Genomic DNA, 21,300 nt, shown 5'->3' on the forward strand with positions numbered 1-21,300 from the left:
ACAGTTGTTAGATTAAAGCTAAACAAAAGCGCCGATTAATATAAAAATTAATCGGCGCTTTTTTTATTTTTATAAGTTTAGAATGTCTTTATTCAGCACAGCAGCTATTCATATTAAGCAGGTACAGCACCTTTACTGGCAAGCCATTGTTGAATCTCCTGAGTCTTGGTCTGTAGTAAATCCTTATTACCGCGACTTTCAATATTTAATCTAATTAATGGTTCAGTATTTGAGGCGCGTAAGTTAAAACGCCATTCGCCAAAATTTAAACTCAAACCATCAAGCATCGACTTGGTTGGATTGTCGGCACTAAACTTTTCTTCGATTGCCTTAATAATCGCCTGCGCATCATGAGTAGTCAGATGAAAGTTCAGCTCACCTGAGCTTGGATAGGCTGCAATATAACCGCTGACCAATTCTGACAAGGTTTTACCAGTAATCGATAATAACTCAATGGTTAGCAGCCAAGGAATCATGCCGCTATCGCAGTAGAAAAAATCGCGGAAATAATGATGCGCTGACATCTCGCCGCCATACACTGCGCCAGAATCGCGCATGACTTGCTTAATAAATGAGTGCCCAGATTTACTAATAACCGCCTTACCATTATGCTCATGAATGACTGCTTCAGTGTTATAAATTACCCGTGGATCATAAACAATCGACTCGCCCGTATATTTATTTAAAAAGGCTTGTGCCAACATGCCAACGACATAGCTACCATCGATAAATTCGCCGTATTCATCGAATAAGAAACAGCGGTCAAAATCGCCATCAAAGGCAATGCCAAGGTCGGCTTTATGGGCTAAAACAGCTTGCTGAGTGGCGGTTCTATTAGCCAAAATCATCGGGTTAGGGATGCCGTTTGGAAAGCTGCCATCAGGGGCATGATGCAATTTAATGACTTCAATCGGTGCGCCAGCTTGTGATAACTTATCGATTAATAAATCAACCACTGGCCCTGCGCTACCATTGCCTGAATTGATAACCAGCTTAAGTGGTTTTAATTTATCCGTATCAATGAAAGTCATTACATGATCGATATAGGCGCTCTTGTCCGTCAGTAATTGTAGGTTGCCTAACGTATTGTCAGTGATGAATTGCCCTGATTCTGCCAATGCTTGAATCTCTGCCAAGCCATCATCGGCGCTAATCGGTTTTGAGTGCTCTTTTACCAATTTTAAGCCATTATAATTAATCGGATTGTGACTTGCTGTGACTTCGATACCGCCCAACGCCTGATAATAGCTAGTAGCAAAGTAGACCTCTTCCGTTCCTGTCATACCCAAATCGATAACGTCGACGCCAGCATCTAACATACCTTTGATGGAGGCTTGTTTTAACTGTTCACTTGAATGACGGATATCGCTACCAATAACGATAGCTGGTTTTACGTCTTGTAAGTCAGAGGGGGCATCAGCTGTGCTATAACGCTCGAATAAAATCTGGGCAAAAGCACGTCCGATACGATAAGCGATGTCTTCATCGAGATTGACGCCAAGCTCGCCGCGGATATCGTAAGCTTTAAATGAATCAATTTTAATCGGTGCGAACTGGGTTTGAGTCGCATAGCTGGCATTATTCGTATCGGATGTGGGCATAACGATAAAATCCTTGCGTTTAAGCAGTGAGATGATAATTAAGTAGATTACTCAATTATAAGCTAATCAGTGTTCAATGCTACACTAACGACAAAATCGTTATAAACTTAATATGGTTCTATTTAATAACCAATAAAAGTATAAGAGTGTTTTTTTATGAGTAACCCAAAAAATAAAGCTAAAGTGCCAACACCGGTACTAGGAACGCCAAAAGCAAGTGGCGAATTAGCGGATTTGTTGTCCTTAATGGCGCGATTGCGTAGCGATTGCCCGTGGGATAAAAAGCAAAGCAATCATAGCTTAATTCCGTATGCGATTGAAGAAGCCTATGAGCTCGGCGAAGCGGTACAAAGTAATGATGATGAAGACATCAAAGGCGAGCTTGGAGATGTGCTGCTGCAAGTGGTTTTTCATTGTCAGATGTACGCTGAACAAGAGCGCTTTGATATGAGTGATGTGATTACCACTTTACAAGAAAAGCTGATTCGCCGGCATCCGCATGTGTTTGAAGCAGAAACGCTTAAAGATGAAGCCGGGGTAAAAGAACGCTGGGATGAGATTAAAGCGGAAGAGCAACAAGCCCGCGCTGCACGTGGCAAACCACAGCGTCGTTTGGACAATACCAAAGCAGGTAGTGCGCTGATGCAGGCGCAGGATGTACAAAAACAGGCGTCAAAACTGGGTTTTGATTGGGAAGGTGTCAGCGGTGCGTTCGATAAGCTTAATGAAGAAGTGAGTGAGTTAAAAGCTGAGCTATTAGATAAATCAAAAGACGATATAAACGCCAATATTGCTGATATTGAAAAGGAAATTGGTGATTGCATGTTTGCGCTAGTTAATGTGGCACGCAAATTAGACCTTGATGCGGAAACAGCAACGCTGACCTGTGTACATAAATTTAAATCGCGTTTTGGCTATATTGAAGATCAACTAGCCGCTGCTGGCAAGCGCTTAGAAGATAGCAATATTAATGAAATGGACGCATTATGGGAAGCGGCTAAACAACATGAACGCACCTAGTAAGTATTTACTCGCTACCTTGCTCCCTAAATTACTCCAAAAAAGGGGTTTCTATTTAGTGGGCATGCTTTCTATGATTTTTACGTCAATTAATACTGCTAATGCAGCACCGTGTTTTGATAATGCCCAAAGTGCTTATAACTACTTATTGACGCAAGAGACAGCGCAAACTCAAGCACGTATGCAGTCAATCATTAATATTAATCGAGCAACAGAAGGTGAGCTTACGTTGCTACATGGTATCGGTAGCAATAAGGCGCAAGCCATTATCCTATATCGTGAGATGTTTGGCAGTTTTAGAACGGTTGATGAATTGACAAAGGTAAAGGGTATTGGCGCAAAAACCGTTGATAAAAATCGAGGACGTTTGACCGTGCAAGATTAATCGCTGTATTTTACTTTAATTAACCCCAATATTGACAAAATAGCATGTAAGTAACTGTCTAAATACACCCACCATGGTCAAAATTTGTTAAACTAGCATGTACATCCGCCTGATTGACGCTGTGTTCGTCAGGGTGGTTAAGAATAAAGGCAAGGAGTAGATGCATGGCCGAGCGTGCCGCCAAGCAGTTAGAACTGAATAAATCTGAATTACCCAATTCTATTACCGAAGTAATCGCAACCCTAACCCGAGCTGGGTTTGACGCCTATATCGTCGGTGGTGGCGTGCGTGATACCTTGCTAGGACTGCGTCCAAAAGATTTTGACGCGGTCACTGATGCCAAGCCTCATGAGATTAAAGACGTCTTTGGTAAGCGCTGCCGTATTATCGGTCGCCGTTTTCAGTTGGCGCATGTGTACTCTGGGCGTGAGCTTATCGAAGTAGCCACCTTCCGTGGCCCACCTATCAATGATTCTAATACCAATCAAGACGGTATGATTCTGCGCGACAATGTATGGGGTGATATCAAACAAGACTTTGCCCGTCGTGATTTTTCTATCAATGCCCTTTATTATCAGCCGCTTAAAGGCATAGTTCATGATTTTTGCGACGCGCTTGAAGATATTGACAATAAAATTATCCGTTTATTAGGCAATGCACCGATTCGTATCGAAGAAGATCCGGTCAGATTGCTGCGTGCCTTGCGTTTCAAAGCAAAATTGGGTTTTGAGTTTGATAGCGAATTAGCCGCACAGTTCCATGATGGCAACTGGTCATTACTTGAACAAATCTCTCCGCACCGTCTGTATGATGAAACGCAAAAGATGTTTACCGGTGGTTATTTAGTACCATTATTACCGTTATTGTTTGATTCAGGCGCGATTGATAGTCTCATCATTTATCCGCCTTCTGAGCCAAGTGCCTTAGTTAAACAAGTCGCTATTAATACCGACAAACGTATTGCTGCTGGCAAAAGTATCAACCCAGCATTCTTTTATGCCGCTTTGCTGTGGGAGAACTACTTACATCAACTAGAAAAAGCCAAAAAGCGCAATATGCCTTTTGCGGATGCACAAATGCATGCAGCAGGCAAAGTGATTGATCGTCAACGTATCAAGACTGCCATTCCAAAATTTGCTGAACAGTTTATTCGTGATATCTGGATATTGCAGCCAAAACTGGCCGCGCCGCGTAGCAAACAGATTGTACAGCTATCTGAGCATCCACGTTTTCGTGCCGGTTTTGATTTCTTATTATTGCGCGAGCAGTGCGGCGATGCAGAGCATCCGCTTTCTGAATCGACCAATGATATGGGCGAGTGGTGGCAGACCTATCAAACCTTGACTGAGCAGCAGCAGGATCAAGCGATTGATGACTTTGATGAAAATATCCGCCGTGGTGCTTATAAACAAGGTCAGCGTGGTCGTGGACGCAATCGTCAAAAGCAGCAGAACTCGAATGACAATGCTAAGTTAAGTCAGTTGGATAATGACTATCAAGGTAAAGCGCTGAGTAATGGTCATGCAAAACCAGCAATGGTTAATGACGCCTCAAATGTGCCATCACGTCGTCGCCGTGCCAGTCAACATACTTCTGCTAATAGTAAAAGTTATAGCCTGCAGCAACTCACACAAGACAATAATGAGCTGGCACAGTTGCAGCAATTGTCTTTGGCGAGCAGTAATAATGGTAGCAATCAGCAGCACACGCCGAAACCTGCACCATTGTTTGTCATAGAACACGGCAACGTCGTACCGCCTTTGAAAAAGCAGCTATCTGGTTCAGATAAAGCACTGTCTAAAGCGACGCAAAAAGCGCCTAATCAAAAAGTGCTTGAGCAAGCAACAGTTAGTAAAAAGGCATCGGCTGATAGTCAATCGCAGCTGCAAGAAAAAGCTGTTAATAAAGCGAGTGACTTAACTAATAGATCGCATGCACCAAAAGAGTCAGTGAATACTCAGGTGTCTTCAACTAATGCTCGTAGCTCCGCTTATGCAGAGCGCAACGTCGCGCAGTCACCAGCACTTGTTAGTATGAATAATGAGCCGATACCGCACAAGCGCCGTCGTCGTCAGCCTACTGTGATTGAAAATAGTGATATTGTCGCAGAGGCTAGCAGTGCTAAAGAAGCAACGACAATAGACACTAGTAGTAATGAGAAATCATCTGGGAAGTACGCAAAAAAAGTGCCTAAACCAGCTGTTCACTCTACTGATAACGCCATTGATAAAGCGCCGAAACCCGCTAAAGCATCAAGTACTAAGTCTACTAAAGCCAAACGAGACGCTAGTAGTCAAAGTGCTACAAATCAAAGTTCTAACGAACAGCAAGATGCTAATAAAGTAGTTAACAGTAACATGACTGCCAATAAAGGCCCTGTGCCATCGAAACGTCGCCGTCGTCAGCCAAGCGTCAATGACGTTTAACGTTGACAGCGAATATAAGAGTAAAGTGATAACGATGAACACGCGCTTTAATAATACTGATTTTGATAGCAAATCTATCGCCATTTGCTCTTGGGTCACTTGTTATGTTGGCTTGGGTAGCAATCTGGCAAATGAGCTTGGGGCGCCTGTTGAGCATTTACAGCATGCGTTTGAGATGATGCAAGAGCAAGAAAAGATACGCACTGTGCGTATTTCTTCATTCTATGCCTCGGTACCGATGGGACCGCAAGATCAGCCAGATTTTGTGAACGCCGTTGCTGGTTTTGAAACTATATTTACGCCGTTTGAGCTGCTGACATTTTGCCAACAGTTGGAGCAGCAAGCAAAACGCGCCCGCCTGCGTCATTGGGGTGAGCGTAGTCTTGATGTGGATATATTGTTATACGGCGATAAGCGGATTTCTGAGCCAACATTAACGATACCCCATGTGGGTTTGCATGAGCGTAATTTTGTTTTGATACCGTTACGAGAGCTCGCACCTGAGCTAATGATTGTAGGAAAGTCGATAATCGACTATCCCCAAAGCAGCGATTGGGCAGGTTTGAAGCTGTTAGAACATGATGCGTCAAGTCATAAATAAAGAGACATTCATTTAAAGTGAATGACAGTTGATTGATATTCAGAAGTATTGAGGATGATATAACGATATGACAACGTTATCTACTTTAAATAAGTTTAAAAAAGACGGTACCAAATTTACTTGTCTGACCTGTTATGACGCCATGTTTGCGCGCATGATGGAAAAAGCGCAGATTGATACGATTTTAATCGGTGATAGCTTGGGTATGGTGGTGCAGGGTCATGATTCAACCTTGCCTGTTACGGTCGATGATATGGCTTACCACACTGCTAATATCGCCCGTAGCAATAAGCACGCACTTATTTTAGCGGACTTACCCTTTATGAGCTACGTGACGCTGCCTGAGGCCGTTGCCAATAGCCGCAAGCTGATGCAGGCAGGCGCTCATGTGATTAAAATTGAGGGTGGTCGTGAGCTTTGCGAGTTGATTACAACATTAGCGCAAGCAGGTACGCCAACGTGTGTACATTTGGGATTAACACCGCAGTCGGTGAATGTTTTTGGCGGTTATAAAGTCCAAGGTCGCGGCAATGAAGCAGGTCAAAAACTCCTTGATGATGCAAAAGCTGTGGTTGACGCTGGTGCAGCGCTTTTGGTACTAGAATGCGTCCCTGCTGAGCTTGCTAAAGCAGTAACGGAAGCCGTTGCTGTGCCAGTGATTGGTATTGGGGCAGGCGCTGATACTGATGGTCAGGTATTGGTCATGCACGATATGCTCGGTATGGTTCATGGTCGCGCGCCGCGTTTCATCCATGATTTTCTGACTGATGAGCGTAACACTGAGCACAGTATCGAAGGCGCATTTGCCTTGTATCAGCGGTCAGTAAAGGAAGGTAGTTTTCCAACAGAGCAGCACCAGTTTAGCTAAGCAAATATAGAATTTCAGTAATTAGGTCCATCAGTAAAAGAGCAGTTAACCATGCCGACGATTCATTACCATATCTCAGACTTACGCGTTGCTCTGCAGCCTTACCGAACAGCGCAGCGCATTGCCTTAGTACCTACAATGGGTAATCTACACGATGGTCATCTGGAGCTGGTAAAAATTGCCAAACAGCATGCAGATATCGTGGTGGTTAGTATTTTCGTCAATCCAACGCAGTTTGGGGTTGGTGAAGACTTTGATAGCTACCCTCGTACCTTAGATGAAGATGTCGCGAAGCTTACCACGGTTGGCGCTGACTATGTTTTTGCTCCTACTATTGATGAGATGTATCCGGTACTACCGCCGCCGACCACTATTCTCGCTGGGACTATTACTGAGCAACTATGTGGCAAAACTCGCCCCAATCATTTCGATGGTGTCGGTATTGTTGTCTCTAAGCTCTTCAATATCGTGCAACCTAACATAGCCGTATTTGGGCAAAAAGATTATCAGCAATTAGCCATTATTAAGCAGTTGGTTCGTGATTTGAGCTATTCAATCGATATTATTGGCGCGCCTATTATTCGTGCTACTGATGGCTTAGCGTTATCATCGCGCAATCAGTATTTAAGCGAGTCTGAGCGCCAAACAGCGCCTATCTTACAGCAGGAGCTGCAGTATTTAGCCAAACAGATTAGTGATAATAAACAACCGTTAGAGGTGCTTTTGACAGCAGCTCACGAGCGTATTACTAGTGCGGGGTTTATGATTGATTATCTAGAAGTAAAAACAACTGAGCTAACGGCTGTTGATGATGAGAGTATCAATAACCATCAAGTCTTGGTTATTTTAGTGGCTGCATGGCTAGGTCGTGCACGCTTGTTAGACAATCGATTGGTCACGATTAATAAAGTTTGATCACGCTGCTATTTATAACATTGTAATTTGCGGGATGCAATTTATAAGGATGACGGAACATGCAGGTAAATCAAGACACCCATAATGCTCAATCAAAGCTAACAGATTCTAACGAATCCACTGGTGATAAACTGAGTATATTGGTAGTGTCAGGACGTTCAGGCTCAGGGAAAACCTCGGTACTAAATATCCTTGAAGATCTGGGTTTTTATTCTATTGATAATTTGCCTTTGTCTCTTGTGCCTGAAGCGGCGCAAAAGCTGGTCTGTGATAGTGGAATTAAGCGCATTGCCCTTGGGGTGGATATTCGTACGCCGCGCGCAGATTTATCTAACTTTGATGCAATCCATGACAGTTTAAAGCAGACCTATGGAGAAGAGGCGGTCACGGTGATGTATGTGACGGCGCAAGAAGAGACGCTGGTTGCACGCTTTAATGCCACGCGCCGCATCCATCCGTTGATGGTGTTAGATACCAAAGGCGTAGAAAACAACGTTTATAATCTACCAGCAGCTATTGAGAAAGAGATACAGCTTTTGCAGCCGATATTCAAGCATGCCGATATCAAGATAGATACCAGTATGCTCAATATCCATCAGCTAAAAGAGCGTCTGCGTGATTATGTGGGTGTAGATAATCAAATCGTGATTAATTTACTATCGTTTGGTTTCAAGTACGGCAGCCCTATCGATGCAGATTTTGTCTTTGATGTACGCATCTTACCCAATCCACATTGGAATCCGACACTGCGCTCGGCGACAGGTCTTGACGCCGAAGTGGGTGCGTTTTTTGCCGATTATCCAGAGGTTGCTGAGATGACGGGAGATATCGCTACATTCTTGAATCGTTGGTTACCTGATTTTTTACATAATAATCGTCATACGGTAACGGTTGCCATTGGCTGCACCGGTGGGAAGCACCGCTCGGTATTTATCACCAAACACTTACAAGACAGATTGCAAAATAGCTTGCCAGAAGGCTTGACCGTGACGGCGAAACACCGTGAAAAGCATCGCTGGTAGCGTTTGCTAAACCTTTTATACCTAATTTTTTATACCTATTATTTATTTTTAAACATGGAAAGCTTTTATGATTGACTGGTCAGAACAAGATATGCGCGTCTCGCGCACAGAGCTCAAAAAAGCTCATGAGCGCCTGCAACAGTTGTCGATACCGCTTGCCAGCTTATCGAAGAAACAACTTAAAGCTTTACCTGCCAGTGATTATTTTATGGCGGAATTAATGGCGCTCGCCGATATCACCAGTGCCAATGCGCGTAATCGTCAGACCAAGCGCGTTGGCAAGCTTATGATTGAAGAAAATCGCCATGAGCTGATAAAAGCATTATTTGATGCCTATTTCCCTAAAGAGCAGGTTTCTAAGATAGAGAGCTGGTATGAGCGTTTAAATATCAATGATGAAGGAACGCTCAAGCAGTTCGTCAAACAATATAAAGCCTCTGAGCAGCATAGTATGTATCAGCTATTGCTCTGGATTGAGTACGCTAAGCATACAAACGACGAGGAGCTAATGGCGGAGTCAAAAGCAGATTTGGCCAGTTATATCCGTGAAGTCGCTATTTTAACGAATCTAAAAAAATAGCGATGAGAGATATAGGCAAGCGAATTTGGTTAGTGGGTACCTATAAAACACTAAAGATAGAATACTAAAATACAAAAAAGCCAATCAGTAAAGATTGGCTTTTTTAATTGATCAGAAGTAGCGTTTTTATATTTTTTTAAAAAACTAATGCTACTTTTTCTCTGCGCGTACTTTGTCGACTAGGAAATCAACTACTTTAGGTACGGTAGCACTTTCACCGGTTACCACGTACTTGCCTTGCACAACAACGGCTGGCACACCCGATAACTGATAACGCTTAGCGCCTGCTTGCGAGCGACCGATTTTGGTACCAACAGCAAAAGAGTTGTAAAGGCTATTAAATTTCTTTTCGTTCACACCTTTTGAGGCATACCATTTGCTTAATGAAGACTGGTCAAATAATTGCTTACCATCTTTATGTACGGCATCAAATAAAGCGTCATGGGTCTTGTCTTCAAAACCCAGTAATTGCGCGGCATAAAAACCACGGGCACTGGCTTCCCAAACAGGGTTTAATGCTGCGGGTGTTTTAAAGAAGGCTACATCTTTATCTTTGTTTTTTGCCCATTTTTCCATGTGTGGATTAAGGACATTACAATGCGGGCAACCATACCAAAAAAACTCACGCACAATGATAGCATCACCGCTGATTTTTTCTGGATTATCTAACACACGATAGTCTTTTCCTGCGACATAATTGGCAGCTTGTGCACCCATATTGGCAAATCCAATAGCGCAAGCCAAACCAGTTAATGCGATGATACGTTTCATACTTATTCCTTGAAATAACGACATTCAGAAGTTTGCTTTAATAGTTATAGCTTTGATAGTCATATAAATACCAAAGCAAATAAGCAATGACAAAGTCAATAGACGACGATAGGTCAACTGAGTCGACCTACTATAGAATAGCAACTATAATAGCGTAAAATGCGGCAGTTTGTGAACCGGATTCTTAACTAATGGTTGTAATGCTGTCAGTCATTATTTAAGGTATCTTACTTATAGCCTGTTATTCTATTTTTATTGACGTTTAGAGCATCAATAAAGCAGTTCTCAATCGGTGACGATGTACTTACGGCAGCTTTGCGGCTCGCATGTTAATATTGAGTCTTTAGTCACATACTATAACAATAAAGGAAAAACTATGAGCCAAGCTTTATTTTCTGGGCAGCCTTTGCACACTCAAGCAAATGATAGTGGCATGGCTGACGATACCATAAACGCTATCAATGTCGATCCAAGCGAAGTTGAAAAATTTAATAAATTGGCGGGTGAGTGGTGGAATAAAACCGGTGCCTTTGCTACCTTACACGAAATCAATCCGCTGCGTCTAAACTGGATAGAGGAAAATGTGAAGCGTGGCTACGTGAGTGCTGATAGTCAAAAAACGGCAGAGATGGGCTTGGCGGGTAAAAAGGTTCTTGATGTCGGTTGTGGCGGTGGTATCTTGTCAGAATCGATGGCACGTCGCGGCGCAGATGTGACAGGTATCGATCTTGGGACAGAAAATCTTAAAGCAGCAAGCCTCCATGCTGAACAAAGCAACTTACAAGATACCTTGCGCTATCAGCATATTCCGGTTGAGCAATTGGCTGCTACCCATGCTGGTCAGTTTGATGTGGTTACCTGTATGGAGATGCTAGAGCATGTACCAGATCCAGCCGCTATTGTAGATGCTTGTTTTAAGCTGTTGGCGCCAGGCGGCGTATGCTTACTATCAACGATCAACCGTAATCCAAAATCTTATTTGTTTGCTATCGTGGGTGCAGAGTACGTATTGCGCTTGCTTGATCGCGGTACGCATGATTATGCCAAGTTTATTACGCCAGCTGAGCTCGATAAAATGGCAATTGATGCAGAGTTTGCGCGCCAAGATATCATTGGACTGCACTATAATCCATTGACCAAGCGTTACTGGCTAGCTCAAAACGTCGATGTCAACTATATGATAGCAGTACAGAAACCTCTCGCTTAATACCCTTTTATCACCTTAATTAAGAGCCTTCGTAATGAGCCAATTTGTAAAAGCGGTCTTATTTGACCTAGATGGGACATTGATAGATACTGCTGCCGATTTTGTACGTATTATTGGCAAAATGAGCCAAGAAAACGGCTGGCAAGCGCCGTCTGAGACAGAGATTCGTGAGCAAGTATCGGCAGGTGCTTCAGCGATGGTGCAGCTTATGCTACGTCATAATGAGCAAACAGACTTTAGCGAAGAGACGTTGCTTGAGTTTCGTCAGCAGTTTTTAGACGATTATGAAGCGGATATTTGTGTAGATAGTCATGTTTTTGACACGCTTGAGGACGTTTTAAGTGCTCTTGAAGAAAAAGGTGTACCGTGGGGTATAGTGACCAATAAACCGCGCTATTTGTCAGAGCTGTTATTAGAAAACATGCAATTAGATACGCGCTGTGCAGTTTTGGTTTGTCCTGATGACGTATCACGCCCTAAACCTGACCCAGAGCCTATGTATGCGGCACTAGAGAAGCTTGGTATCCCTCGCGGCGCTGCTGCAAGTGTGATTTATGTTGGCGATCATATCCGTGATATCGAAGCTGGTAATGCCGCTGGTATGCCCACGATTCTGGCCGCTTATGGTTATATTCCGCCTGAAGATCAAAACAACCTGAAGAAATGGGGCGCAGATTATATTACGGAAACCCCTGAGCAGTTGAGTAAATTACTGCTTTCTTCTGGTAAATTCGACTATTTATAATTCCAATGAGCCATAAGATCAGCGTGTTATCAGGTAATATTTAACAACATAGCATAATGGTTAACCATCCCATTTATTAAACGATAAGTAGTGAGTAACGCCATGAGTGACAATATCAACCCATTAGCGAATCAGTCGGCAAACCATTCAGCCGACAATATAGCCAATAATATTGAAAGCCATCAGACTGAATTGCAATCGTCTGCAACCAAATTAACCCACGGGGATATTCGTGACTTTGTACCCTCTGAAAACTGCTTAGATGGCAAGACCATCTTGGTGACAGGTGCGGGCGATGGCATTGGTCGGGTCGCTGCATTGACCTATGCACGCTATGGCGCAACGGTGCTGCTATTAGGACGTACCAGTAGCAAGCTTGAATATGTCTATGATGAAATCGAGAGCTTTGGTGGTAAGCAACCTGCTATGTTACCGATGAATCTAGAAGGGGCTACCTATGCAGAAATGCAAAAGCTAGAAAATTTGATTCATAGAGAAGTTGGTCAGCTTGATGGGATATTGCATAATGCTGGGATGCTTGGTCCATTGACGCCACTTGAGATGTACGATGTAGATATGTTTGCTCAAGTCATGAAGATTAATTTCACAGCGACCTTTATGCTTACCCAAGCGCTACTACCGTTACTCAAAGATGCACCGCATGGTTCTATCGTATTTACTTCTAGCAGCGTTGGTACGCATCCTCGCGCATTTTGGGGTGCTTACGCGCTGTCTAAGCAAGCGGTAGAAGGAATGAGCGATATCTTTACCCAAGAGACGCAAAACACCACCAATCTGCGTTTTAACTGTATCAATCCGGGTGGTACTCGCACCAATATGCGTGCTCACGCTTATCCAGGTGAAAATCCGATGAGTCTGAAAACTCCTGAAGATATTATGGCAGGTTATGTGTGCTTGATGAGTGATGAGAGTATCGGGGTACGTGGACAAGTGGTTGAGTTACAACCCAAGGATTGAGCGACAATTTGTCTGCGCAGGTAGATTGAAATTGCTGATATTTAACCCCATCTATTTGTTATCAAAGACCTTTATGCTTGATTAAAAATACGCATAATTAATAAAAATAAATAGGATAATAATATGGCAGGTGGTTGGTCAAGAGATGGTGCTGAGCATGAGCAAATGGATGCCACCGTTAACGATGCGCTAGAGCGCGCACGCCGTGCATTACCGACAGGTAAAAGCGCAGAGTTTTGTGATGAATGTGGTAAGGCGATTCCAGAAGCTCGCCGTATCGCAGTACCGGGTGTGCAGCATTGTGTTGGCTGTCAATCTGAGCTTGAGCAAGAAGCAAAAGCTGCGGAATTGTTTAATCGCCGTGGCAGTAAAGACAGTCAGTTACGCTAATAAAACCAATGCTGCTCAATAAAAAAGCCCCTACTACCAAAATAGTGTGGGCTTTTTTAGTGGTTCTATTTTTATCAACAATCTTTCTATCACTACAATAGATGGCTATGCAATCATTAACTATAGTATCAACGCCATGAGTTCATGGTCATAGGCTTCCCAATCTAGCTTAACCTCTATCGCATCTTCTTGCCCAGTACTTGTTTGCAAAATAATTTCTAGTCGGCTGTCGGCTTGTACGCTCACTGTCTTTGTAGACAAGCTATCAGGCGTAAAATTGATTTGTAGCCAGCCATTAGACGTATGCAATACGCCTTTGATGCGTTGCCAGTTTGGTAGCGTTAGCAGCCAATCCTGTAACTTATCAGCATTTAATTTATAGTCCGCTGGTAATCGCCAACCTGCAACTACGATATCTTGCTGTATTTCATGATAACGATAGGGCAGCTCGATGTCTTTGTCTGCCTGAATATTATTATCGTTTGTGGAAGGGTTGAATAATGACTTATTCGATAATGAATGACTCAGCGGCTGCAAGCTAATCACAGATTTTTTCGGCTGAGCGATACTGACTGTCCGCTGTTGTGAGATAGTCTGGCTATGCTTGTTCAGCTGCGTGCTTAACACTGCTGAATAGTCATTCGATGTGCTTATATCGTTAATTGTGGTCTGATCATCAGACTCTGCCCAAATAATAGTGATTTGCGTATTTAACTCTGCTATCCAATCTTGTAATGCTTGCTTATCGTCAGTACTTAATTGGGCATAGCGATTAATGACCAAGACATCGGCATCACGAATATGCGCTTGGAACCCTTCGTGAGCACGATATTTTTCTCGTTGCCACTGCAGAGCGTTAAGTACAGTTATGACCGCCTGCATCTTTAGAGCCGTCTGCCAATGCGGCGCGCTCAGCTGCCGTATAAGCTCACGTGGATGAGCAAGCCCTGTTGGCTCAATAAGCAGACGTTGCGGATGATGGTCACTCAGCAAGCGACCAATAGCTACTTGTAGAGGTAACTGGCTGGTACAGCAAATACAGCCGCCGCTAACTTCACGAATGGCGATATCATTTTGAGCGGAATTGCTATCTTGTGAGCTTGAAACCAAGGCTGCATCGATACCAATCCGACCAAACTCGTTAATCAATAATGCCCAACGCTCATCAGTGGATTTATCGGCAATCAATTGATTAATAAGTGTGGTTTTGCCAGAACCCAAAAACCCTGTCACCAAAGTGCAGGGTATATTTTGATGAATAATAGAGAATTTCAATGTTGCGCCCGTTGTATTAATAGGATTACCCATTAATAGTATGATATATCAACGGACACAAGCAATACTTAGAAATTTAAAGTGATTCGCTCTTAGCTGCTTCGACTTCTGCTTCGTCAGGTACGAATACATATCCTACGCCCCAGACAGTCTGGATATAACGTGCTTGTGAAGGATTGTCTTCAATTAAGCGGCGCAGACGTGATACTTGAACGTCAATTGAACGCTCCATCGCGCCCCATTCACGACCACGAGCAAGGTTCATCAGCTTATCACGGGTCAATGGCTCGCGTGGATGCTGAACCAATGCCTTTAGTACCGAGAATTCACCCGTCGTTAAGGTGACAACATTGCCGTCGCGTTTGAGCGTACGTGTCGATAAATCAAGTGTCCATGGACCAAATTCTACTACTTCAAGCTGATGACTTGGTGCCCCTGGTAGCTCACGATTTTGACGACGAAGTACTGCTTTGATACGTGCTAATAGCTCTTTTGGATTAAATGGCTTTGGTAGATAATCATCCGCACCCGCTTCTAGACCCGCGATGCGATCAGCGTCGCCACCTTTAGCCGTGAGCATAATAATAGGGATGTCGCCATTATCTTCGCGCAGACGCTTACAAATACTGATACCGTCTTCGCCTGGTAGCATCAAATCAAGTACCACTAATGAAAAAAGCTCACGCTGTAGCAGCTTATCCATTTGACTGCCATCGTGGGCAGTACGGACAACAAACCCATCGTCTTCTAGAAAGCGCTGTAACAAAGAGCGCAATCGTGCATCGTCATCAACGACTAGAATACGCTGAGTTAAGGTATCGGGGCTGTTATTTTCAGACATACAGGCATCCTCTTATAAAAATTATTATTAGCAAAAATTATTGTTAAAACGCACCAGTCAGTATATTTACTCTCAATAAAAACAGTGTGAATACCACTTTTACCATTTATTAGTGCAACTATTTGAGCATCATTCCATCGATTGGCAAAAAAATATAAAAATGAGAACTATTGTTCAGTACGTTGGTACACAGCAATATTTGTGCTGATGAGACTTTAGTGTATAAGATTGCAGTCATAATTGCATCACTGATAAAGGCAAATGCTGTAGGTGTTTGTTTAATAAAGCGTCAAGAGTGTGCTCATTAAACGATTTTTGCGATAAATAACACGATAAATAACGAAAAGATAAAAAGGATTTCTATTCATGCAGCTTTTGCTATAATGCAAAACTACATTTCTCAACGATTGATACGTCTATGAGTAGCACTGATACCTTAACGCCATCTCAAACCTCGACAAATGCACAGGTTTTGGATGCAACCACACACGCGAATATTCACGACAAGCTTGCTCGCGCGCTTGGCATTAAGACTGCTCAAGTCAATGCGTTTGTCAAACTGTACGATGAAGGCGCGACCGTTCCGTTTATTGCCCGTTACCGCAAAGAAAAGACGCAGAATCTCGACGATGCGCAATTGCGAGCTCTAGAGAAGTCTCTCAATTATGAACGTGATATGGCAACCCGTCGCCTTAAAATTATTGAATTACTAAGCACACAAGGCAATTTGACCGACGAGCTGCAGACACGTATTGATAATGCAACCTCAAAACTTGAGCTTGAAGACATCTACTTGCCATATCGTCCACGTCGCCGTTCACCAGCTGCCAAAGCACGTGCTGCTGGTCTTGATATTGCTGCACAAGCAGTGTTAACGCAAAACGTGACGCCAACCGATGCATTAGCAGACTATCAAGTACAATCAAGCATTACTGATGAAAGCGGTAATGAGATTGAAGTTGATTTTAGTGATATCGAGAAGCAACTTGCTGGTGTACAAGCCATTATCGTAGATGAATGGACGCAAGCATTAGACTTGTTAGATCATTTACGTAGCAGTTTTGCCAAAACAGCCAGTATCGTATCGAGCGTTGCCAGTGAAGAAAAGCGTGAAGTCGGTGAAAAGTTCAAAGATTACTTTGAGCATAGCGAAAGCCTTGCCCGTTTGCCAAATCATCGCTTATTAGCGATGCTACGTGGTCGTCAAGAAAACGTCTTGGGTCTAAAAATCGAAGGCGAAGATGCGCCTTTTATCGAAAAAATTATTAAGCATTTTGAGATTGATGCTAAAGCGCCAACCGAGCGTCAAGAATTTTTGACAGAAGCGGCGAGCAGCTTATGGAAAGACAAATGGCGTCCACATATCGAGCATCGTTTATTGACTGAAAAGCGTCTGACTGCAGAAGCGGCTGCGATTGATGTTTTTGCCAATAATTTACAGCATTTATTGATGTCAGCACCTGCTGGTCGCAAAGTTATTTTGGGTGTTGATCCCGGTATCCGTCATGGTGTTAAGATGGCGATTGTTGATGCCCAAGGTCATGTAATGTTAGATGGCGAAGACAAGCCTGTTATCGCAACGGTTTATCCATTTGCGCCTGATAATAAAATGACTGAAGCCAAAGTGGTTATCGATGAATTATTAAGTACTTATAATGTGGATCTAGTGGCTATCGGTAATGGTACGGCAAGCCGTGAAACCGATGCGATGATTAAAGAGATTTTGGCAGCAAATGATGCGCTAAAAGCCAAAGCAGTCATCGTGAATGAATCTGGCGCGTCAGTCTATTCTGCCAGTGAGCTTGCTACTGATGAGCTTGGTAATTTAGATGTCTCTGTACGTGGGGCAGTATCTATTGCTCGTCGTCTACAAGACCCATTGTCAGAGCTGGTCAAGGTAGATCCAAAAGCCATTGGGGTTGGTCAATATCAACATGATGTCAATCAAGCTCAGTTGGCAGATAGTCTTGATAAAGTCACACAAGACAGCGTTAACGCCGTTGGTGTTGATGTGAATACGGCAAGCCCCGCTATCTTGGCGCACATTGCTGGCTTAAATAAAAATGTTGCGCAGCAAATCGTTACCTATCGCAAAGAGCATGGCGCTTTTGATAGCCGCGAGTCATTGAAAAATGTGCCGCGCTTAGGTGCTAAGACCTTTGAGCAAGCCGCAGGCTTCTTACGCATACATGATGGTAGCAATCCACTTGATGCAACTGGTGTACATCCAGAAAGCTATGCGCTGGTCGACAGCTTACTTGCCCAAACAGGTAAAGCCTTGCCAGAAGTTATCGGTAACGATGGTGTATTAAACAGCATCGATACCACAGCGCTAGCTGCTAATGATGAAAATGTTAGCGTAAAAGCGATTTTAGATGAGCTTGCTAAGCCCGCTCGTGACCCACGTCCTGAGTTTAAGACGGCTAACTTCCGTGAAGATGTGAACAGCATTAAAGATTTGAGCGAAGGCATGACATTAGAAGGGGTTGTTACCAACGTGACTGCCTTTGGTTGCTTCATCGATGTTGGCGTGCATCAAGATGGTCTGGTTCATATCTCGCAAATGGCCAATGACTTTGTCGCAGACCCGATGAACCGCGTCAAGCCCGGTGATATCGTCTCGGTCCGTGTCATCTCTATTGACGAAAAACGCGGTCGTATTGGTTTTAGTATGAAACCTGAAGCTGAAAAACCTGCACGTCCAGCAGCGAAACCTGCGACGGCAAATGTTACTAATAATGATGAGAATACCAGTCGTCCGCGCAGCAATCGTCCAGCTGGCGATAAGCGTCCGTCTAAGCCTAAGCGTCAACCTAGTAGCAGCAATAATAGCGACAGTCGCAGTAAGGCGCCTCGTGCGGAAAAAGCAGAAGCGCCTAGCAAAATGGGTACTTTCGGCGCGCTATTGCAAGAAGCAGGTGTGACTAAAGTTAAGAAATAAGACGTCTTATTCTAAATAGAAACAAAAAAGGCAGCCATTAGGCTGCCTTTTTATTAAATCAAATATATCAATGGTGTTTTTTAATCATTATATTTATTTCAAGAATCGACTTAGTATAATTACTTAGATATTTACTTATAGCTCATCTTCTTCTACATCTAACACTACATCTTCAGAGATAATCTCAGTTGTTTGTAATTCTGAATTTTGTAAAGCTTCTGCAGGTGCTTTTATTTCGGTAGTCATCGGTTGTTGACCGTTTGGCGCTTTTATCTCAGTAGTCATTGGCTGTTGACTAATATTGCTATTGACGCGTGCGCGCGAAATCGTTTGAGTTTCGCTAATCGCAAACGGTGTCATTTTGCTTGTTTTAGAAGTATTTGCATCAGTCTCATTGCCTGTGCTTTCAACTTTGGCTTCAACAGCCATCTCAGCAGTGGTGGTCGTCTTTTTAGCGGCTTTAGTATCAGCTGGAGCTGCCATTGCCGGAACAGTAAGTGCCGCGCCAATCAGTAATGATAAAGCTAGAGTATGGTTTTTCATTTATTTAATCCTCAATTTATATTTTTATAATGTCAGCTAAAATGGTCGTAGAGATAACTTTGATTAAATGCGGTCTGATATGGTGCTTATCTATGTAGAATAAAGAATATATATATTTAAGATAACTAATATATAATCTATAGAAAAAATAAAATCATGATAATCAATAGGCGACTATCATGATTGATTCGTATAAAAATTCTGGTCATTACATAACGTTATCTATAGATATAAAAGACGTCAGATATAAAAGACGTCGTAAACACTAAGCGCAATAATAACAATTTAAATACTAAACATTCAGTGGTACATCCATGAAAAATCTAACAGACTCCTACTAATAAGTGATATCGTGCAATTATTGTAGTGTTATTGTTAGATAAGAACCGCACCTTGTGACCAAAATGCGGTTATTTTAATACTATTAATTGAATAGTATAGAAACTGCTTTTTAAGACATAGGTTTAGCTATCAATTACATCAAAACTCAGACCAGCGTGTTTCTCTAAACGTCCAAGTAGCTTGTCGCCCATTGCTGAAGCAGGTGTCCAAAAACCACCCTTCACTTCTTCTTTGCTGATATCTTGCGCTAAACATAATGCCGCTTGCGACAACATACGTGAAGTGCTGCCATAGCCTGGATCTTTATCACCCGTTACTTTGGTAGTAATACTGTCTTTGTTAGGTGTTTGTCCAAAGAGACGAATATCAAAATAGCCGTTTTCTTGCTCTTCTTTAGAAGGTCCTGAACCTGATTTAGGCAACACGTGCTTGGATAATAACTCGCGGCTTGGCGTAATCATCATGGCAGTGGCAAAGCCGAGCAAGCCTGCACTCAAGGCGTAACTCGTCAGCTTACCTTTGATACCATCTTTCATCCACATTGCTTCATCATATTTAAATTCGCGTCCATATTCATAACCAAGCAACTGATTACTGCGATGCACAATGCGCGTATTGATACTTGCCATCACAAAAGGTGCAAGCCAGCGCTTATGTTCGCTATCGTATTCTGGTTTGCTGACATTGCTCTGACGTACGTTTGGCGCATCTTTATCATCGTTCAGCAAATAAGGATTTGCCACTTGCTTACGACGAGATTTATCTTGTCCAACTTCCTCAAAGATGGTTGCCATTGAGGCAATCGTACCGCCTGATAGTCCGCCTTTCGCGGCTTTCACACGCATATGAATCACATCACAAGCACTGTCAAACTTCGCTTCTGCTTGCTTTTGCGTAAAGTAAACGCCTAAATCTGATGGGATAGAATCAAAGCCACAAGAGTTGACGATACGGGCGCCGCTTTGTTTTGCCGCCTCTTGATACTTATCCATCATATCTTTGATAAATATTGCCTCACCAGTGAGATCAACATAATCTGTGCCATTATCAACACACGATTTGATAAGCGGTTCGCCGTATTTAAGATAGGGTCCAACGGTTGAGATAATGACTTGTGTTTGCTCAGTCATTGCATCAAGGCTTGCCGCATCATCGCTATTGGCAATAATAATATCTACTTTGCTTGCCAGTTTAGATTGCAACTCGTTGAGCTTCTTTTGATCACGACCTGCTATCGCCCAATTAATTTCAGAGCCGCTCTTATCTTTGTTAGCAGACAAAAAATTTGCCAGATAATGGGCAGTGATTTGCCCAACAAAGCTGGTCGCCCCATATAAAACCACCGCATAAGCTCGTTTTTCACTACTAGATTTTTTGTTATTACCTGATGAGTTGGTACTCTTTGCTATATCCGTATTCATCGTTATCTTCCTTGTTAGTGTGCTTTGTCAAATGATTGTTATAAGAAAATGATCATTAAGTTCAATTGAGCTTAAAAAAGCATCATAAATAATATTTGTAAAATCGAGCGTAATATCTTTGAATAATTTTCTCATAGACTTAGTAGTACTTAAGTGTTTATTTACCGTTTCCACACATAAGTACTGAAAATATCTTTAAATGGTAAGATTTGCTACAAAGTTTACATAACCTATCGACATTATTACCAAAATGAACCTTTTAGATTGAAAATCATTGCTACTCTATATTCCTAAGCACTATCTAAAGCATTATCTATATTTTTAAACACTAAGAGCTGTAAAAAAATAAAAAGTAAAATATCGGATGACTGAGGTTGGTAATGTAAGAGTTAGTTAGTAATTACTATAGCAACCTTATTATTTGACTT

General features: G+C 42.7%; 19 protein-coding genes. 13 read left to right on the forward strand and 6 right to left on the reverse strand.

Features of this window, described 5'->3' with window-relative positions:
- Positions 1-113 precede the first annotated feature (113 nt).
- Positions 114-1,601 (reverse strand): phosphomannomutase CpsG, encoded by a 1,488-nt coding sequence (locus JMX89_RS00615; RefSeq protein WP_201530554.1) that lies wholly within the window; start codon positions 1,599-1,601, stop codon positions 114-116.
- Positions 1,602-1,757: 156 nt separating this feature from the next.
- Here JMX89_RS00615 and mazG point away from each other — a divergent pair, with 156 nt between their 5' ends.
- The 8 genes from mazG to yjgA all read left to right on the forward strand — a co-directional run bounded on the left by mazG (position 1,758) and on the right by yjgA (position 9,418).
- Entirely contained in the window at positions 1,758-2,621 is an 864-nt protein-coding gene (gene mazG / locus JMX89_RS00620; protein WP_201530553.1) for a nucleoside triphosphate pyrophosphohydrolase, read from the forward strand.
- Between the two features lie 73 nt (positions 2,622-2,694).
- On the forward strand, positions 2,695-3,006 hold the full coding sequence (locus tag JMX89_RS00625) for a ComEA family DNA-binding protein (RefSeq protein WP_227672969.1): 312 nt from the start codon (positions 2,695-2,697) through the stop codon (positions 3,004-3,006).
- Between the two features lie 164 nt (positions 3,007-3,170).
- Complete coding sequence (gene pcnB, locus JMX89_RS00630) at positions 3,171-5,432, forward strand: polynucleotide adenylyltransferase PcnB (protein ID WP_201550460.1); 2,262 nt, start codon at positions 3,171-3,173, stop codon at positions 5,430-5,432.
- A gap of 34 nt (positions 5,433-5,466) precedes the next feature.
- Positions 5,467-6,033, forward strand: coding sequence for a 2-amino-4-hydroxy-6-hydroxymethyldihydropteridine diphosphokinase (gene folK / locus JMX89_RS00635; protein WP_201550461.1), 567 nt, complete (start codon positions 5,467-5,469; stop codon positions 6,031-6,033).
- 67 nt (positions 6,034-6,100) lie between these two features.
- On the forward strand, positions 6,101-6,901 hold the full coding sequence (gene panB / locus JMX89_RS00640) for a 3-methyl-2-oxobutanoate hydroxymethyltransferase (RefSeq protein WP_201550462.1): 801 nt from the start codon (positions 6,101-6,103) through the stop codon (positions 6,899-6,901).
- A 51-nt stretch (positions 6,902-6,952) separates the two neighbouring features.
- A complete protein-coding gene (panC, locus tag JMX89_RS00645) occupies positions 6,953-7,816 on the forward strand; it encodes a pantoate--beta-alanine ligase (RefSeq protein WP_201530548.1) in 864 nt (287 codons plus the stop codon).
- A gap of 59 nt (positions 7,817-7,875) precedes the next feature.
- Positions 7,876-8,838, forward strand: coding sequence for an RNase adapter RapZ (gene rapZ, locus JMX89_RS00650; RefSeq protein WP_181209381.1), 963 nt, complete (start codon positions 7,876-7,878; stop codon positions 8,836-8,838).
- Between the two features lie 67 nt (positions 8,839-8,905).
- The gene (gene yjgA, locus JMX89_RS00655; RefSeq protein WP_011512503.1) at positions 8,906-9,418 is read left to right on the forward strand and encodes a ribosome biogenesis factor YjgA; all 513 of its coding nucleotides are present in this window, start codon (positions 8,906-8,908) and stop codon (positions 9,416-9,418) included.
- A gap of 150 nt (positions 9,419-9,568) precedes the next feature.
- Here yjgA and JMX89_RS00660 read toward each other — a convergent pair whose 3' ends face one another.
- Positions 9,569-10,189, reverse strand: a complete 621-nt coding sequence (locus JMX89_RS00660) for a thiol:disulfide interchange protein DsbA/DsbL (protein WP_011512504.1) — start codon at positions 10,187-10,189, stop codon at positions 9,569-9,571.
- Between the two features lie 376 nt (positions 10,190-10,565).
- Between JMX89_RS00660 and ubiG the strand changes: the two genes are divergently transcribed.
- The 4 genes from ubiG (at position 10,566) to JMX89_RS00680 (ending at position 13,509) form a co-directional block, all read left to right on the forward strand.
- Entirely contained in the window at positions 10,566-11,396 is an 831-nt protein-coding gene (gene ubiG / locus JMX89_RS00665; protein WP_201530547.1) for a bifunctional 2-polyprenyl-6-hydroxyphenol methylase/3-demethylubiquinol 3-O-methyltransferase UbiG, read from the forward strand.
- A 34-nt stretch (positions 11,397-11,430) separates the two neighbouring features.
- Positions 11,431-12,141, forward strand: coding sequence for an HAD family hydrolase (locus tag JMX89_RS00670; protein WP_201530546.1), 711 nt, complete (start codon positions 11,431-11,433; stop codon positions 12,139-12,141).
- 102 nt (positions 12,142-12,243) lie between these two features.
- A complete protein-coding gene (locus JMX89_RS00675) occupies positions 12,244-13,119 on the forward strand; it encodes a YciK family oxidoreductase (protein ID WP_227672970.1) in 876 nt (291 codons plus the stop codon).
- 123 nt (positions 13,120-13,242) lie between these two features.
- Positions 13,243-13,509 carry a DksA/TraR family C4-type zinc finger protein gene (locus JMX89_RS00680; RefSeq protein WP_011512508.1) on the forward strand — a complete coding sequence of 89 codons (267 nt, stop codon included), beginning with the start codon at positions 13,243-13,245 and terminating at the stop codon, positions 13,507-13,509.
- Between the two features lie 120 nt (positions 13,510-13,629).
- Here JMX89_RS00680 and JMX89_RS00685 read toward each other — a convergent pair whose 3' ends face one another.
- Positions 13,630-14,817: a CobW family GTP-binding protein gene (locus tag JMX89_RS00685; protein WP_201530545.1), complete on the reverse strand. Its 1,188-nt coding sequence runs from the start codon at positions 14,815-14,817 to the stop codon at positions 13,630-13,632.
- Positions 14,818-14,860: 43 nt separating this feature from the next.
- Positions 14,861-15,625 (reverse strand): two-component system response regulator OmpR, encoded by a 765-nt coding sequence (ompR, locus tag JMX89_RS00690; RefSeq protein WP_011279439.1) that lies wholly within the window; start codon positions 15,623-15,625, stop codon positions 14,861-14,863.
- A 418-nt stretch (positions 15,626-16,043) separates the two neighbouring features.
- On the opposite strand from ompR, the gene JMX89_RS00695 reads away from it, so the two are divergent.
- Positions 16,044-18,566 carry a Tex family protein gene (locus tag JMX89_RS00695; RefSeq protein ID WP_133103931.1) on the forward strand — a complete coding sequence of 841 codons (2,523 nt, stop codon included), beginning with the start codon at positions 16,044-16,046 and terminating at the stop codon, positions 18,564-18,566.
- A gap of 135 nt (positions 18,567-18,701) precedes the next feature.
- Here the strand turns inward: JMX89_RS00695 and JMX89_RS00700 are convergent, their stop codons facing one another.
- Positions 18,702-19,109, reverse strand: a complete 408-nt coding sequence (locus JMX89_RS00700) for a hypothetical protein (RefSeq protein ID WP_133103930.1) — start codon at positions 19,107-19,109, stop codon at positions 18,702-18,704.
- 464 nt (positions 19,110-19,573) lie between these two features.
- Entirely contained in the window at positions 19,574-20,872 is a 1,299-nt protein-coding gene (locus JMX89_RS00705; protein WP_133103929.1) for a saccharopine dehydrogenase family protein, read from the reverse strand.
- Between the last annotated feature and the right edge of the window lie 428 nt (positions 20,873-21,300).

The organism is Psychrobacter sp. DD43 (assembly GCF_904846555.1).
Classification (GTDB): Bacteria; Pseudomonadota; Gammaproteobacteria; order Pseudomonadales; family Moraxellaceae; genus Psychrobacter; species Psychrobacter cryohalolentis.